This is a genomic window from Desulfosarcina widdelii, assembly GCF_009688965.1.
GTDB lineage: Bacteria > Desulfobacterota > Desulfobacteria > Desulfobacterales > Desulfosarcinaceae > Desulfosarcina > Desulfosarcina widdelii.
Genome location: NZ_AP021875.1, coordinates 1,172,141 through 1,188,744, shown reverse-complemented (window position 1 = coordinate 1,188,744; position 16,604 = coordinate 1,172,141). Strand labels below are relative to the sequence as shown.

At 54.4% G+C, this 16,604-nt stretch carries 18 protein-coding genes; all 18 read left to right on the top strand.

Annotated features, from left to right (window positions below):
• Window positions 1-36 precede the first annotated feature (36 nt).
• The 18 genes from GN111_RS05540 (at window position 37) to flgA (ending at window position 16,603) form a co-directional block, all read left to right on the top strand.
• Window positions 37-720, top strand: a complete 684-nt coding sequence (locus GN111_RS05540) for a flagellar hook assembly protein FlgD (RefSeq protein WP_155302797.1) — start codon at window positions 37-39, stop codon at window positions 718-720.
• A gap of 23 nt (window positions 721-743) precedes the next feature.
• Window positions 744-1,991: a flagellar hook protein FlgE gene (locus GN111_RS05535; RefSeq protein ID WP_155302796.1), complete on the top strand. Its 1,248-nt coding sequence runs from the start codon at window positions 744-746 to the stop codon at window positions 1,989-1,991.
• Window positions 1,992-2,332: 341 nt separating this feature from the next.
• Window positions 2,333-2,791, top strand: coding sequence for a flagellar basal body-associated FliL family protein (locus GN111_RS05530; protein ID WP_155302795.1), 459 nt, complete (start codon window positions 2,333-2,335; stop codon window positions 2,789-2,791).
• Between the two features lie 9 nt (window positions 2,792-2,800).
• On the top strand, window positions 2,801-3,784 hold the full coding sequence (gene fliM / locus GN111_RS05525) for a flagellar motor switch protein FliM (protein WP_155302794.1): 984 nt from the start codon (window positions 2,801-2,803) through the stop codon (window positions 3,782-3,784).
• 3 nt (window positions 3,785-3,787) lie between these two features.
• Entirely contained in the window at window positions 3,788-4,174 is a 387-nt protein-coding gene (fliN, locus tag GN111_RS05520) for a flagellar motor switch protein FliN (RefSeq protein ID WP_155302793.1), read from the top strand.
• A complete protein-coding gene (locus GN111_RS05515; RefSeq protein WP_155302792.1) occupies window positions 4,171-4,554 on the top strand; it encodes a FliO/MopB family protein in 384 nt (127 codons plus the stop codon). Before fliN ends, GN111_RS05515 begins: the two co-directional genes overlap by 4 nt.
• The gene (gene fliP / locus GN111_RS05510; protein ID WP_231715681.1) at window positions 4,551-5,360 is read left to right on the top strand and encodes a flagellar type III secretion system pore protein FliP; all 810 of its coding nucleotides are present in this window, start codon (window positions 4,551-4,553) and stop codon (window positions 5,358-5,360) included. The genes GN111_RS05515 and fliP overlap by 4 nt, the downstream gene beginning before the upstream one ends.
• 14 nt (window positions 5,361-5,374) lie before the next feature.
• Window positions 5,375-5,644: a flagellar biosynthesis protein FliQ gene (gene fliQ / locus GN111_RS05505; RefSeq protein WP_155302791.1), complete on the top strand. Its 270-nt coding sequence runs from the start codon at window positions 5,375-5,377 to the stop codon at window positions 5,642-5,644.
• A gap of 25 nt (window positions 5,645-5,669) precedes the next feature.
• A complete protein-coding gene (gene fliR, locus GN111_RS05500; protein WP_155302790.1) occupies window positions 5,670-6,458 on the top strand; it encodes a flagellar biosynthetic protein FliR in 789 nt (262 codons plus the stop codon).
• Window positions 6,459-6,461: 3 nt separating this feature from the next.
• Entirely contained in the window at window positions 6,462-7,529 is a 1,068-nt protein-coding gene (gene flhB / locus GN111_RS05495) for a flagellar biosynthesis protein FlhB (protein ID WP_155302789.1), read from the top strand.
• A 257-nt stretch (window positions 7,530-7,786) separates the two neighbouring features.
• On the top strand, window positions 7,787-9,898 hold the full coding sequence (flhA, locus tag GN111_RS05490) for a flagellar biosynthesis protein FlhA (RefSeq protein ID WP_155302788.1): 2,112 nt from the start codon (window positions 7,787-7,789) through the stop codon (window positions 9,896-9,898).
• Window positions 9,888-11,306, top strand: a complete 1,419-nt coding sequence (locus GN111_RS05485) for an Ada metal-binding domain-containing protein (protein ID WP_155302787.1) — start codon at window positions 9,888-9,890, stop codon at window positions 11,304-11,306. Before flhA ends, GN111_RS05485 begins: the two co-directional genes overlap by 11 nt.
• 20 nt (window positions 11,307-11,326) lie before the next feature.
• Window positions 11,327-12,214 carry a MinD/ParA family protein gene (locus GN111_RS05480; protein WP_155302786.1) on the top strand — a complete coding sequence of 296 codons (888 nt, stop codon included), beginning with the start codon at window positions 11,327-11,329 and terminating at the stop codon, window positions 12,212-12,214.
• Between the two features lie 156 nt (window positions 12,215-12,370).
• Window positions 12,371-13,129: a FliA/WhiG family RNA polymerase sigma factor gene (locus tag GN111_RS05475; protein ID WP_155302785.1), complete on the top strand. Its 759-nt coding sequence runs from the start codon at window positions 12,371-12,373 to the stop codon at window positions 13,127-13,129.
• Window positions 13,130-13,202: 73 nt separating this feature from the next.
• Window positions 13,203-13,652, top strand: a complete 450-nt coding sequence (locus GN111_RS05470; protein WP_155302784.1) for a hypothetical protein — start codon at window positions 13,203-13,205, stop codon at window positions 13,650-13,652.
• Between the two features lie 336 nt (window positions 13,653-13,988).
• Window positions 13,989-14,735 carry a flagellar basal-body rod protein FlgF gene (flgF, locus tag GN111_RS05465; protein WP_155302783.1) on the top strand — a complete coding sequence of 249 codons (747 nt, stop codon included), beginning with the start codon at window positions 13,989-13,991 and terminating at the stop codon, window positions 14,733-14,735.
• Window positions 14,736-14,811: 76 nt separating this feature from the next.
• Window positions 14,812-15,600 carry a flagellar basal-body rod protein FlgG gene (flgG, locus tag GN111_RS05460; RefSeq protein WP_155302782.1) on the top strand — a complete coding sequence of 263 codons (789 nt, stop codon included), beginning with the start codon at window positions 14,812-14,814 and terminating at the stop codon, window positions 15,598-15,600.
• 4 nt (window positions 15,601-15,604) lie between these two features.
• Complete coding sequence (flgA, locus tag GN111_RS05455; RefSeq protein ID WP_155302781.1) at window positions 15,605-16,603, top strand: flagellar basal body P-ring formation chaperone FlgA; 999 nt, start codon at window positions 15,605-15,607, stop codon at window positions 16,601-16,603.
• The last annotated feature ends 1 nt before the right edge of the window (window position 16,604 follow it).

The window sequence follows — 16,604 nt, the reverse complement described above, 5'->3', positions numbered from 1 at the left end:
CAAGGCCTGAACAATGACATTCAAGGGGAAAAGACAATGACCGTTACGAGCGTTTCCCAAGTATACAGCCAATCCACCACAACGACTGACAGCACCGACGACACGGTTCTGGACAAGGACGATTTTCTGACGCTGCTGGTGGCCCAATTGCAGAACCAGGATCCGCTGAACCCCTCGGACAGCACCGAGTTCACGGCCCAGTTGGCCCAGTTCAGCTCCCTCGAACAACTTCAAAACGTAAATGATACGCTGGCGAACTTCGAAGTCTATCAGTCCACATTGAATAACATCGAAGCCGCGGGCTTCATTGGTTCGACGATTACCGCCGCCGGTGACACGCTTTCCGTTTCGGACGGGGTCGCCGACGGCATTTCCGTTGAGCTGGGTGACGCTTCCACTAGCGTGTATGTCCAGATCTACGATAGCTCCGGCGGGTTCGTGACCGACATCGATGCCGGCAGCCTCGCTGCAGGTACCCATACCATCGACTGGGACGGTACCGACGCGAACGGCACCACGGTCAGCGACGGAGTGTATACCTTTTCGGTCATGGCTGTCGATGCCAATGGCGATAGCGTTTCTTCCACCTCCTATGTCAGCGGGAAAGTGACGGGTATCGACTATCAATCTGGCGAGACGCTGCTTTTGGTCGGCGATCAGGAAGTCGCCATTTCTTCGCTGGTGCGGGTTGAAGCTGCCGGCGTTGACGAAAACGTCTAATGGAAAAATAAAGGAGATCGGTTATGATCGGTTCATTGTACTCGGGAATTTCAGGTTTGAAAGCCAATACCAGCGCCATGGCGGTGATCGGCGACAACATCGCCAATGTGGATACCAACGGCTTCAAGGCCTCGCGGGTATCTTTCGCCAATATTTTCAGTTCCACCTTAAGCCAGACCAACGTCCAGATTGGGCGCGGTGTAACCCTTAACGGGGTCAACCCCCAGTGGGAAGCCGGGTCCCTGGAGAATACCACCAGTGCCACCGACCTTTCGGTCAACGGTGCCGGCCTGTTCATGGTCAGCGACCCTTCCACCAACATTAATTACTACACCCGTGCCGGGCAGTTCGAATGGGACAATGAAGGCAATTTGGTTACACCGGACGGATTTGTCGTTCAGGGGTATTCGGTCGATCCGTCCACGGGCAACATCGGTACTATCGGCGACATCACCCTGCCCAACGGAAGCAGCGAACCCAACGCCACCAGCGAAATCAGTTTCGGGCTCAACCTGGACAGCAACGCCGATCCATCTGTCCCGGATACATTCACAAGTTCCATCACGACCTATAATTCCCTTGGATCCGAGGTGATTCTGGATATTAATTTCACACGGGTCGCCGATGGCTGGGACTGGGCGGTAAGCGTGGAACCCACGTCCCTGAGCTGTGCTACCACAGGGCATATCGAATTCGATGTGGACGGGAACCTGGATCCCACCGGAACCACTTCGACTGCGACCAATACGGATGCCAACGGCAATCCGATACTCGAGATAACCGGGTTTACGGACGCTACGGATCCCTTGGAAGTTGCATGGGTATATTTAGACGCTGTCGGATCCGACGGCAGCGTCACCGGCTACAGTTCCGAATCCACCAAAACCGCCCAGAGTCAGAACGGCTACCCCTCCGGCAGTCTTCAATCGGTAGCCGTGGACGAAGACGGTTATTTTACGGGAATCTATTCCAACGGTTCCATGCTCCCCTTTGCCTTGATCACCCTGGCCGATTTTGCCAGCTACTCCGGACTGGCCAAACAGGGCAGCAACCTTTACTCCGAATCGCTGGCCTCCGGCCAGGCCCTGCTGGGCGCCCCCAACACTGCCAGCTTGGGCGCCATCGCACCCAGCACCCTGGAGATGTCCAATGTGGACATGGCCACTGAATTCGTGGAGATGATCACCACCCAGCGCGCCTACCAGGCCAATTCCAAGGTGATCACCACCAGCGACGAGATCCTCCAGGAGTTGATCAATATCAAGCGATAGCCTTTTGCCGGGGCTGACGATTGGACATAAACAAGCGGTTTCCTGAAATCCGGGAAACCGCTTGTCGCCTGTCAAGACCTTGACCCTTGTTCGTATTTATTGACGCGCTTCGTTTCCTCTTTCTTCTCACCTACACCTTTGCCAACATAAGCTTTTTGACGCAACAGAGCCGCTTTCCCCCGCCAACCGGTAAATTAAGGCCGTAATTTCGCATCTATTACGGTTCTAAACTGCCCGCGCTCTCACTTTTTTACTATGGCATGCAACATGCTATTTAATGTCATCATCGATCCAAATCGGGTCGATACGAATCCGATTTATTATCCGGCGGAGGCAGGCGTATGTCGAAAACTTTGATGATCATTATTATTTCGGTTGTGTTGCTTTTCATGGGGGCCGTGGGGGGCGGTTTCTTCATCCTTTGGAACAAGATTTCCCAGTTGCCCCAGGATCCGGCCACGGTGGAGGAGATCCCGGTGGAAGAAGAGGAAAACGCCATTGGCCCGCTGTACTCGCTGGACACCATGATCGTGAACCTGGCGGATCGCGGCGGCAAGCGCTACCTGCGGGTGACCATGGCCCTGGAACTCAGCGACCCCGAGGCGATGACGACCATCGAAAGTCGTTTGCCCCAGGTTCGTGATGCGATTTTGATGATCCTGCCCACCAAGAAGTATGAAGATGTGAGTACCACGGAGGGAAAAATCGCCCTGAGAAAGGAAATCATGGAAAAGATCAACAGCCTGATGACCAAAGGGCAGGTCAACAACCTCTATTTTACCGAATTCGTCGTACAATAGGAAGCGACCATGGCCGACCAGATTCTATCCCAGGAGGAGATCGATGCGCTGCTTTCGGCAATGGACAGCGGGGAAATCGATGTTGTCGAGGAAAAACAGGAGGCCCCTGTCGAGGTCCATTCCTACGATCTCACCGCCCAGAATATCATGCAGCGCGGCCAGTTCGATGCACTGGAGGAGGTATACGACAAATTCGTGAACCTTTTTCAAGGTTCCCTTTCCAACCTGTTTCAGCGAACCATATCCGTCAAGGTCATCTCCCGTGAAACCGTCAAGTTCGGCGAATTCATCAAGGCCTTTTCTAACCCCACCGGATTCATCATTTTTAGCATGGAACCCTTGATCGGCTCCGCGCTGATGGCCTTCGAGCCAAACCTGGTTTTTTCTTTGATCGACTGCATGTTTGGCGGGGACGGCAAGCCCATGGAGAAGATCCGAGAATTTACCATGATTGAACGGCGCATGCTCCAGAAAATCGCCATGGCCGTATTAAAAGATCTGGAGACGGCCTGGGACGTGGCCTATCCCCTGAACCTTTCCTTGCGAAAAATCGAAACCAAACCGGAATTCGTTTACTTGGTCAATCCCAGCGATCAGCTGATCATCGTTGTCTTTGCCATCAGTACCGAGTTCTTTTCAGGCAACATTCACCTTTGTTTGCCCTATCTGATGCTGGAACCCATCAAGGACCAGCTCAGTTCCAGCTACCTTCGCGAAAAAGACCGCGCCAGCTCGTTCGGCGATGAAATCCGCAGACTGCTGGGTCGCACCGAAGTCAACATTGTGGCCGAATTGGGAAAGACGATCTATTCGGTGCAGGACATATTGAATTTTGAAGTGGACGATGTGTTGCGGTTGAATACCGGTCCCCAGAACCACGTGATCATGAACATCGAGCGCGTGCCCAAATTTTTAGGAATGCCCGGCGTCGTCAAAGGGAGCAAGGCCGTGCAGATCACCGAAGCGATCGACCAGGACCAGGGAAAGGGATAACCCATGGCTGAAAACAATACACGGAATGCACCCAATGGGGCGGGAGCGAAAAAGGCGGCCAATCCGCCATCTCCGGTAGCCGGCGGGTTCGAAATCCCCAAAACGGCTGCCGGTAAGGTAGCCGGTGACGGAGAGAATCTGGATCTGTTGCTGGACATTCCGCTGGAGATCACCATTGAACTGGGAAGGACCAAAATGCTGATCAATGACCTGCTCAAACTGGGGCAGGGGTCCGTGATCGAGCTGACCAAGGAGGCCGGGGACACGCTTGAAATCCTGGCCAACAACCGGCTCATCGCCAAAGGCGACGTGGTCGTGGTGAACAAAAAGTACGGCATTCGCCTTACGGAGGTGATCAGTCCCGTGGAACGGGTGGAGAAACTGGGATGAACGGAGCACCGGATATATTGACGGCCGGACTGAAGATGATCGCGTCGCTGGGTGTCGTGCTGGTGATGATCCTGGCCCTTTTATACGGCCTGAGGAGATTGACCCGTCAGCGCATGGGTACCGGAGGCGGAAAACAGATCCAGGTGCTGGAAAGCCATTACATGGGCGTGAAAAAGACCATTTCCCTGGTCCATGTTCCCGGCAAAGTGCTGGTTGTCGGGGTTGCCGGTGACCGCATCAACCTGCTGGACACCCTGGAAGAAGACGATGTGCTTTCGCGCATCGCCTCCGATGCCCCCCCACAATCCTTCGGGCCCATATTGTCTCAGCGATTGCGGCAACTGGGACGTGGATGGAAAGGCAAGGAGGACCGGCAGTGAGAATAAACGCCTTTCCCCCAAAGGAGCGCAGCCACGGCCTTAGATGCGCGAAAAAAACGGTTGGGATGGGGGCTGTCCTGGTCATCTTGCTGGTTTTACTCCTGCCGGTAGCCAACGCGTGGGCCCAGGCACCGGCGCCCTTGATCAGCATCGGGCTGGACCAGCAGGCCGATCAGAGCAAGGTGGCCGTGGTGATGCAGCTCTTTTTGCTGATGACGGTCCTTTCCCTGGCCCCGTCGATCCTGATCATGCTGACCTCCTTTACCCGCATTGCCATCGTGTTTTCCCTGCTTCGGCAGGCCATGGGCACCAACCAGCTTCCGCCCAATCAGGTGGTCATCGGACTTTCCCTATTTCTTACGTTTTACGTGATGGCCCCGGTGTGGCAGCAGGTCAATCAGGAAGCCCTCCAGCCGCTGATGGCCAAAGAGATCGATCAGAAACAGGCCTTCGACAGGGCTATGGGGCCCATCCGCGACTTCATGGTCTCCCAGACCCGCGAAAAGGATCTGGCCCTTCTGGTCAATGTGGCCAAATTGGACCGGCCGGCCAATGTTGACGAAGTGCCCACCACGGTGCTGATTCCCTCTTTCATCATCAGCGAATTGAAGACCGCTTTTCAGATCGGCTTCATGCTTTATGTGCCCTTTTTGATTATCGACATGGTGGTGGCCAGTGTGCTGCTCTCCATGGGTATGATGATGCTGCCGCCCATTATGGTTTCCCTACCGTTCAAACTGATGATTTTTGTCCTTGCCGACGGCTGGTATCTGATTGTCGGATCCCTGGTAAAAAGTTTTGCGTAAAGGAGCGATTTCCCATGACCCCTGAATTTGTTACCGGCTTTTTTTTGGAGGCGATCAAGACGGCCATCTTTCTGGCGGCGCCCATGCTGGCCGTGGGGCTCATTAGCGGCGTGCTGGTCAGTATGTTTCAGGCGGCCACCCAGATAAATGAAATGACCCTGGTGTTCGTGCCCAAAATGCTGGGTGTGGCCCTGGCCCTGCTGTTCTTTTTCCCCTGGATGATGAAAGTCATTATCGGATTCACCCAGAACCTGTTCATCAATCTGCCGACCTATATTCGATAGTATGTATGGGTAATGGAACGAAGCGATGGCGACCTTCAATATCCCGCTGGATGCATTTTACGGCGTACTGCTGATTTTCCTGCGGGTCGTGGGCATCGTTTTCAGCACTCCGGTGCTGGACAGCGCCACCATTCCAGTGCTTTTCAAAGCCGCTTTGGCCATTGCGGTCAGCGTCCTGCTTTTTCCAGTGGTGGGCAGCGGGGTCAACGTGGCGAACCTGGGTCTTGCAACCTTCGTTATCGGCATCCTTTCCGAGATCGCCATCGGTGTGACCATTGGCCTTTCGGTGAAACTGCTGTTCACCGGCATCCAACTGGCCGGCCAGATTGCCGGGTTCCAGATGGGGTTTGCCGTGGCCAATGTGGTTGATCCGGCCACCAGTGCGCAGATCCCGATTCTGGCCCAATTGTATAATCTAACGGCCATGCTGGTATTTCTGGCCGTCAACGCCCACCATATGTTCTTTTCAGCCCTGGTGGAAAGCTACACCCTCGTGCCGCCCCTTTCCCTGCAGCTTCATTCCGAACTGGTGGGGATGATGATGCGCCTGGCCGCCAACATGTTTGTGGTCGGCATCAAAGTAGGCGCGCCGCTGATCGCCGTCATGCTGCTGGTTACTGCCGGACTTGGCCTGGTTTCCCGCACGGTTCCCCAGATGCACATCTTTATCGTGGCCATGCCGCTGAAGATTCTGATCGGATTGGCTTTCATGATTGTCCTGGCCCCTTACCTGACGGCATTTCTCATCGACATCTTTTCGTCCTATCGAACGACCCTGTACGAGCTGATACAGCTGATGGCCGGCGGAAGGTGACCCATGTCCGGAGACCAGAGCCAGGACAAAACCGAACAGCCAACTGGAAAGAAGCTCGCTAAAGAACGCGACAAGGGCAACGTAGCTCAGAGCCGGGAGGTCCCTTCAGTTTTGATTCTTGCCTGCAGCACCGCCGTGCTATTTTTCGGTGGATCATGGATGCTGGAACGGTTGAGGGACATAATGCGGGCCATGTATCAGCGGGCGGGAACGCTGAATATGGCCACCGAAACCATGCACAACCTGTTTTGGGAGGTATTTCTTTCCTGTGTGGGTGTCCTCATTCCCCTGATGCTGGTGGTAATGACCGCAGGCGTGTTCGGCAATGTAGCCCAGTTCGGCTTTTTGATTACCGGGGAGAAAATGGCTCCCAACCTGGCCAAGATGAATCCGGTCAGCGGAATTAAAAAGCTCTTTTCTCTTCGCAGTCTGGTGGAACTGCTCAAATCGATAGTGAAGCTGACCATTATCGGAGGCGTGGTCTATCTGGTACTTCTTCGATACATGGATCGAATTCCCGGCCTCATGCGATTGAGTGTCGGCGAAATCCTCTCTTTTATCGGGCATGTATCCTTCCAATTGGCGCTTTACACATGCTTGATTCTTTTCGTCATGGCCGCTGTCGATTTTATGTATAACAAATGGCAGCACACCCACGATCTGAAAATGACCAAGCAGGAGGTCAAGGACGAACATAAACAGAGCGAGGGCGATCCCGCGGTCAAGGCCAGAATTCGTTCCGTTCAGCGGGAAATGGCCAGAAGACGGATGATGGAGGCCGTTCCCGATGCGACCGTGGTCATCACCAACCCGACCCACCTGGCCGTTGCCCTGAAATACGAGGAAGGCATGCCGGCGCCCGTGGTTGTGGCCAAGGGGGCGGGCTTTGTAGCCCAGAAAATCAAAGCCATCGCTGCCGAAAACGATGTGCCGCTGGTGGAAAACAAACCGCTGGCTCGGACCATGTTCAAAGCAACCGAGATCGGCGACCTCATTCCTGCGGAGTTGTATCGTGCCGTTGCCGAGATTCTGGCCTATGTTTACCGCCTGAAAGGGCTGGTAAGCGGATGATACCGTTCGAAACCAAATTTTTTCTATTGGGTTCGGTCGGGACAATAAATTGACGCTCCTGTAATCGTCCGACCTATTTTCCTTGGCCTCCCACCGCCCGTTATCCTCTTCCTTAAAATAGATGTGTAGTAAAAATATTTATAATCAATAGGTTGCTTGCGATCTGGTATAGAGGGGACTCGTGCTTCGCCAATAGGCATGGAAAATGCTAATTCCAATGCAAAACCTTCTGCCATCGAGGAGCGTCACCGCCGATTATGGAAATTGCCGAATCGAAAAGCTATCTGAACCGTTTTGCCTTTATCTCCAACAACACCGATGTCTTCATCGGCCTGGCTGCCATGACGATTCTGATGGTCATGGTCATCCCCATACCAGCAATGCTGCTGGATCTGCTGCTCTCTTTCAACATTACCCTGGCACTGATCATTCTGTTGGTGGGCATGTACATTCTCAAGCCGTTGGATCTGTCCTCCTTTCCATCGCTCTTGTTAATGGCGACGCTGTTCCGGCTTTCTCTGAATGTGGCCTCCACGCGAATCATCCTGCTGCACGGAAACGAGGGCACGCACGCCGCCGGCAAGGTGATCATGGCCTTCGGCAACTTCGTCGTCGGAGGCAACTACCTGGTTGGATTGATCGTTTTCGTCATCCTTGTGGTGATCAATTTCATGGTGATCACCAAAGGTGCCGGACGTATTGCCGAAGTGGCCGCCCGCTTCACTCTGGATGCCATGCCCGGCAAACAGATGAGCATCGATGCCGACCTGAACGCTGGTTTGATCGACGAGGCCGAAGCCAGGGATCGAAGGTTGAAGATCAGCCGTGAGGCGGAATACTACGGAGCCATGGATGGTGCCAACAAGTTCGTTCGCGGCGACGCCATCGCCGGCATCATTATTACCCTCGTCAATATATTGGCCGGTTTTGCCATCGGTGTGTTTCAAAAAGACATGAATTTTGCCGATGCTGCCCAGACCTATACCCTGCTTACCGTCGGCGACGGCCTGGTCAGCCAGATTCCCGCATTGATCATATCCACCGCCGCCGGTATCGTCGTCAGCCGCGCCGGTGCCGAAAAAAATCTGGGGTTGGACATCGGCAGCCAGTTGCTGGTTCAACCCCGTGCGTTCGTAGTAGCATCCGCCATCCTGTTCGGATTCGGTCTGGTTCCCGGCATGCCCACCATTCCTTTCTGGGTGCTGTCCGCAACGGCCGGACTGGTGGCCTACCTGGTTGTTCAGGTTGACCGGGCAAAGATCGAAGAAGAGCGGGAGCTTGCACTGCAGCAGCAGAAAAAAGCGCAGGAAAAGCCCCCGGAATCCTTCAAGCCCCTGCCGCCCATCGACGTACTGGCCCTGGAAGTCGGATACGGCCTGATTCCTCTGGTGGATGTGGAGCAAAATGGTGAACTGCTGGAACGCATCAAGTCCATTCGTCGCCAGATTGCCCAGGAGGTTGGTATCGTCGTGCCGTCCATTCACATTCAGGACAACATGAAACTCAAACCGGGAGCCTATTCGATCCTTCTCAAGGGAATCGAAATCGCCAGCGGCGATCTGATGGTCAATCATCTGCTGGCCATGAACCCGGGCAACGTCGGTGAAACCATTTCCGGCATCGCCACCACCGAACCCACCTATGGGCTGGAAGCATACTGGATCAAACCCGCCGCAAGGGAAGAAGCCAACGCCAAAGGATTCACCGTGGTGGATCTGGCAACTGTGATGACCACCCATCTTTCGGACGTGATCCGACGCCATGCCCATGAGCTGGTAGGCCGACAGGAAGTCCAGCAGCTGCTGGACACGCTGAAGGTCAGCCATCCCAAGGTCGTCGAGGAGCTGGTGCCCAATCTCATTTCACTGGGCGGCGTCGTTCGCGTGATCCAGAATCTGTTGCAGGAACAGGTGCCGGTACGGGATATGCTCACCGTTGTGGAAACCCTGGCGGATTGGGCCGCCACAACGAAAAAACTCGATATTCTCACCGAACACGTCCGCCAGGCGCTGGCGCGAACCATATCCAGTTTTTACCAGGCGGGTGACGGCCAGCTGCATGTCCTCACGTTGGACCAGCGGGTGGAGAAAAAAGTTGCCGAGTCGCTCCAGAAGACCGACCAGGGAACCTTTCTGGCCATCGAGCCGGCCTATGCCAAGTCCATCATGGATGACCTGGCCGTCAAGATGGAGGACTACAAAACCTTGGGCACGCAACCGCTGCTCGTCTGCTCCGCCCAGATCCGAAGCCATCTCAAAAAACTGGCCGACCGGTTTATTCCCGGACTGGCCGTACTGTCTTATGACGAAATTGTCAGTAGCGCCAAGATACAAATCGTAGGAACCGTGGAGGCCTCAGATGCAGATTAAACGTTTCGAAGCAGCCGATATGACCGAAGCGCTTCGTTTGGTCAAGCGGGCGTTCGGCGACGATGCAGTGATCCTTTCCGCCAAGGAAGCCAAGCCGCGCGGATTTTTCGGTGCATGGAAGAAAAATCAGGTCGAAATCACCGCCGCGACGGATTACCCGCTGGATCAGGCTGAAGATGAAAACGAATTTACAGGCTTGCTGTCCCGGCAACTGGATGAGATCAACGCTGCGGACCGGGTATCCCTGTCGACAACGCCGCCGCCATCCGGACCTTTTACCGATGGCCACCGTCCCATTGTTTCCCGTAAGGAACCGACCAAAGGCGCGGTCGGCCCGGAACGGGAAAAAAGCGTCTCTTTTCGTCCTGATGCAGCTTTTGCCGGGCAATTCCCGGTAAAAGGCGAAAATCAAAATCAAGATGAGCACATCCGAAGTGGCGGTTTGGGAAAAGGCAACGATGTCTTTTTGCATGAAACGGATGGCGCTCCTTTGCTGGCCGATCCCTTTAACGACCGCCGGAACAAAAAGCAGGTCATCGCCCTGGTGGGCCCGCCCGGTGCAGGTAAAAGCAGTACACTGGCCAAACTGGCCTGGCATTGCCGGGTGGTAGAACGACAGACAGTCGGGCTGATCAGCCTCGACCGGTATCGTATGGCGGCCAACAGTTTGCTGGAACGATTTGCCCGCATCGTGAACCTGAAGATGTTTGTGATCCAGGATGTTGACGGGCTCCAGTCCGCATTGAACGAACTTGAGGACGCCGACGTGATCCTGATCGACACGCCGGGTGTCGGTCGTAGTGATCAATCGATGATGGAAACGGTTCGCCTTCTCCTTAAGGCGGCCGCTCCGGACGAAACCCACCTGGTTCTCAATGCCACCGTGAGGGAGTCCGTTCTGGCTGCAGCCGCTGAGAACTTTACGTCCGTTGATCCGAATCGACTGCTGTTCACTCACCTGGACGAATGCGACAGCCGTTCGGTTTCTTCGCAGTTATTAAAAAAGATCCGCCTCCCATCGGCCTTTCTGGCGGACGGCGTTGACCTGTACGAGAATCTGAAGATCTCCACGCCAGAGCGATTGGAGTCGCTTACCTCCAGCAAGGCGCATGACGGAGGCCGGGTAACGGTTTTCCCGGGCAAGAAAAATCGTCTTCGCGCACAAACGAAAAGCGATTCAAATGGATCGGCATCGGCCCGTTTCCTGGCCAATCGGAATTCGGAGCTGTTTCACGATCCCGCCTGCAAGTCAGTGAAACGGATCAACGCGGAGAACATTATCGCTTTCGACAGCATCGAGCAGGCCATAAGCGATGGGTTCAAACCCTGCCGGGCATGCTGCAACGTTGACATGGTCAGAAAAATAGCGTCCGGCAGCGTTGCGTTCCAACACGCCAAGGCCATGTAACCTGAGGAGAATAGACGGCAATGTCAAAAATGGAAAACAGCGGGCGGGTCATCAGCCTGAACCGGAAAAGAAGGCAGAACGCATCGATGACGAAAAAGGTCGACATGCTCAATACACAGGCAAGGGTGGTTGCGATTACCAGCGGCAAGGGTGGTGTCGGCAAAACCAATATTGTCGCCAACCTGGGGTATGCGCTGGGGAAACTCGGCCAGCGGGTCCTCGTTTTCGATGCGGACCTCGGGCTAGGAAACCTGGACGTGCTGTTGGGCTTGACGCCCCGCTACAACCTTTCCCATGTGATCGATGGAACCAAACGACTGCCCGACATCATTGTCAACGGGCCGGGAAATTTGAAAATTCTACCGGCTTCATCGGGCATTCAGGAAATGACAAAGTTGACTTTTGATCAAAAAGTTGAAATCTTTAACGAACTCAATGCGCTGCTGTCCAAGTTCGATATCGTTTTAATCGACACGGCCGCCGGAATCTCCTCGAACGTGCTGTTCTTCAATGCCTCGGCCGATGAAATCATGGTAGTGGTCACCCCCGAACCCACATCGATTACGGATGCTTACGCATTGATGAAGGTGCTGTCCGTGAAATATCGGGAAAAACACTTTCGACTGCTCGTCAACCTGGCCAAAAGCACCCGTGAAGCCAGCGACGTCAGTCGTCAACTTTGCCTGGTCGCCGATCGCTTTTTAGACGTATCCATCGAGTATTTTGGCAGCGTGCTGATGGACGAAAACGTAAAGTCCGGTGTTCGCAAACAAAAAGTGATCAGTGAAATGGCTCCCATGACCCAGGCCAGCAGAAATTTTGCCGAGCTGGCCCATAAATTCATGCGGTCCGAACCGATGATCCCCCGTTCGGACAACCGGCCCCTGATCTGGCAGGATATCGTTTGACACCGTTTCGTTTGGCAGCAGGGTGAACCAGTGAACACGGGCACCCAACCATGGATCGGGACAGAATGACCTGGCGGCAGCCGTTTTTCAGTAATTTCAGGAAAAGCGCATGTCGTAAAAGCGTTATGGAAGAATTCCTAAACATGGAGTAATCGAATGGATTTGGCGCAATCGCGAGAAGAAAGCTTCGGTAAAGACAGCCATCTGCTTCGCAACCAGATCATCAATGAATACCTCCCCTACGTGAAGCGTATCGTCAACCGGATCGCCGTTCATCTGCCGGCGATGATCGACACCGACGATCTGATCAATGTGGGCGTCATCGGTTTGATCCAGGCCATTGAACGCTACGATCCATCCCGGGACAACAAATTCATCACCTACGCGGTTTTCCGAATCAAGGGCGCCGTGCTGAGCGAACTGCGGTCGAGGGATTTTTTAGGGCGCACCACCCGCCGGAAAATAAGGGACCTGGAAAAAGCCTATCTGAAACTGGAGCAGAAATATGGTCGGGAGGTTACCGATGAGGAGGTTGCCGAAGAGATGGACATGGATCTTGAACAATTTTATAAGGTAAAAAGGATGTCCAGCATCTCTTTTGTCAGTTTCGAGGAGATTGGCCATGCTTCGCGCAACGAACCGGCGTCCCTTTCAAGCTCTTTGGCCAGCGGCGATGCCGACGACGCCCTGTCGCTGACCACCATGAAGGAAATCAAGGCCACCATCGCCAAGAATATCGATCTGCTGCCGGAAAAGGAGAAGCTGGTTGTCTCCCTGTATTATTCCGACGAACTGACCATGAAAGAGATCGGGCAGGTGCTGAACATCACCGAGTCCCGGGTGTCGCAGATTCATGCCCAGGCGATTATTCACCTGAGAAGCAAATTGAGGCGCGAGGGATTGCTGGAAGATTGACAGAGTATCTTTAGTATCCACGGGCAATAGGTGATGCCCAAATCGGAATTTTTTAAAAGATAAAGAGGTGAGTATGTTACACGCCAGCTATGAAATATGGGGGTTTGTTTTGGTTGCGCTGTTTATCGGGATCTTGATCGTCAAGGTGCTTTTGAGACGCAGGCGCAACCGGCGCGGACATGAACTGCTGCCCGGTAAAAGGGGGACATCGCATAGCAGTGATTTCGAACACCGGGCGCTAATGTTTTTAATGGCCCAGAAAACCGATTCCGTTCTGGCAGCATTGGCGCAGGCGATCGACCAGGAACGACAAAAACTGGGCGGTGTCGTCAGAAATCCGTCGATGGCCGAGGCATTGGATGCCATTCAGGCGGCCGCACCATCCCCCGCCGGGGACCCAAAGACGAATTACGAGCGGGTCATTCCCATGGCCAGCAGCGGAATGGATGAGGCCGATATCGCCCGACAACTGCAGTTGCCCGAAGCCGAAGTCTCCCTGGTCATGCGCCTGAACGCCGCCTGAGGCAATCCATGAATTTTTTCGAATGTCTTGAAAAACGCCCGAGATCAAGGCTTGCGAGTCCCAAGAAAGGAGGCGTACCTGAACGTACTCCGCACTGACGTGGGATAAAGCGGTTCGCGGATATCGGATGCTTTACAAGGCATTCTCCGATAGGAAAAAAAGGCCGGTGGGGCATAAGTTGCCTACCGGTCTTTCTATTTCCAAGTCTTCCCACCATTTTTATTTCTCCTAATCGTCTCGGATCATTGACACAATGGATTCGTTCTGCAGTGGCACACAGGTTGCAGATACTGTTGCCATGAACGCACCTGAAACAATATTTCGAAAGTGTGCCCCATGAGTGGTGGAATGTATCTTGCCGCTGCCGGCGCCCTGGTCCAGCAGATGCGGCTGGAAATGCTGGCCAACAATGTGGCCAACATCAACACCGTCGGATACAAAGGCGAAAAATCCGTTTTCCGGGTGCCTGAAGAGACACCGACGGGAGAAGAATTACCGTCAGAAGAAGGATCGCAGTCCCTGTCTCCGTACGCACCTCCATTTTTGACGATGGTCGATTTCAGTCAGGGTGCCATCCACCAGACCGGCAACCCCCTGGATGTAGCTCTAAACGGTGAGGGCTTTTTCAACGTTCAAACGCCCGACGGCATCCAGTATACCCGTCAGGGAAGCTTTTCCCTGAATGTCGATGGTGTTCTGGTTACCCAGGACGGTTATCCGGTGTTGGGCGAGGGCGGGGAAATTACCATCGAGGGTGGAAATGTCGAAATCGACGCCACAGGGGGCGTTTATGTGGACGGCGATGAGGTCGGCCGTCTGCAGGTGACAGCGTTTGCGGACAACGAAAGCCTGGAAAAAACCGGCAACGGCCGATTTGTTTCCAATGATCCGGCCATGGCCGGCAATCGACCGGAAAATACGACCGTGCGGCAAGGTCACCTGGAGTCCGCCAACGTCAACCCCTTGCAGGCCATGACCGAGATGATCGAAACCTCACGGGCGTTTGAAGCGTATCAGAAAGTGATCCAGAGCGCCGACGAAGCCACGGAAAAAAGCATCAACAACGTAGGCAAGGTCGCATAGCGCCGAATGCCACGAACAAGCGGGCGGGTATGATCCAACAGCCCGATTGAGAGACGTTCATGCACAGGAGGAACCCATGATTAGAAGCCTTTGGTCTGCCGCCACCGGAATGCAGGCTCAGACATTGAATATCGACGTGATTTCCAACAACCTTGCCAATGTCGGCACGTCGGGATTCAAAAAGAGCCGTGCGGATTTCCAGGATTTGCTCTACCAAACCCTGCGGTCCCCGGGAGTATCATCTTCGGCTGACACCCAGGTGCCCACCGGCATCCAGGTGGGCCATGGCGTAAGGCCTGCGGCCACCCAGAAGATGTTTACCCAGGGAGAATTCAGTCACACCGAGAATCAATTGGACATGGCCATTGAAGGGCAGGGCTTTTTTCAGATCATCCAGCCCAACGGCGAAACCGCATACACCCGCGCGGGAACCTTCAAACTGGACAGCGACGGACGGGTGGTGACATCCGATGGATTTCCCATGGAACCGGAACTGACCATTCCCACCGATGCCATTGCCGTGTCCATCGGAACCGATGGAACGGTGTCGGTATTGCTGGCAGGTGATAACGAGCCTTCGGAAATCGGTAACATTGAGCTGGCCAATTTTGTGAACCCCGCCGGATTAAGGAATATTGGCCGGAACCTGTTCATTCCCACGGCCTCCTCCGGAGACGCCACGACCGGGACGCCGGGTGAGGATGCACTGGGAAGCATCGCCCAGGGATATCTTGAGTTGTCAAATGTCAGCGTGGTGGACGAGATGGTCAACATGATCGTGGCCCAGCGGGCCTATGAAACCAACAGCAAGACCATCCAGGCATCCGATGAAATGCTTCAGACCGCAACAAATCTGAGAAGGTAATCCAATGGTCACCTTTAAAAGACAACGACTGAAAGGCAATACAATCAGGCTTGCCTGCGGGATATCGGCGGCGATCCTTTTTCTGCTTTCCGCCTCGGCCCATTGTTCTGAACGTCTTTGCCTTACGTTGCAAACGACTGCCGCCGTAAATACGGAAAATGTGCGTCTTGGCGATGTGGCCCAATTGAACAATGAGAACGCAAACGTGGCCATCCTGAAAACCGTTGTGGGTCGATCTCCTAATCCTGGTCAGACCCGTTTTGTCAGTACGGATTATATTCGCATCCGACTCCGGCAGGCCGGATTCGATACAGACGCGATAGCATTCAAGGGCCCGCAGGATGTTAAGGTTTCACGACCCTGGGCATCGCTGCCCGCCGGACATATTCGTGCCGCCGTGGAAGCTGCCATTCGCAGTCGGATGCCATGGAATACCGAAGATGTAGCCATAAGCGACATCCAGTTCGATGAAGCCGTGCAGTTGCCGGTGGGCAAGTTGACCTACCAAATCGTTCCCAAACGTCATGAGGATTATCTGGGATCCACCATTTTGGCCCTGCACCTGTTCGTGAACGGCGAACCGGTTCGCAAAATGTGGGTCAACGCAACGATTACCGTCATGGCGGATGTGGTCACCGTGGTTCGGCCACTGGGCAAACATCAGCACATCGATTTGGAAGACATCCGCGTGGAGCGCCGCGATCTGACGGGCCTGGGTTCGGAAACGATACGGAGCGTGGACGATGCCCTGGGCAACCGAGCTACGCGAATGATTTATCCGGGAACCGTGCTGCAAACCAGCATGATTGACCAGCCTCCCGTGGTCAAACGCGGCGACGTCGTCAAAATCATAGCGGAAACGGGACCGATGACGATTACGGCAACCGGCATTGTCAAGCAGCAGGGACGCAAGGGCGAGATGGTTCAGGTAATGAATACGGACTCCAACCGCGTCATCCTGGCCCGGGTCACCGGTCCGGATGCTGTAGCCGTCGATTTTTAAC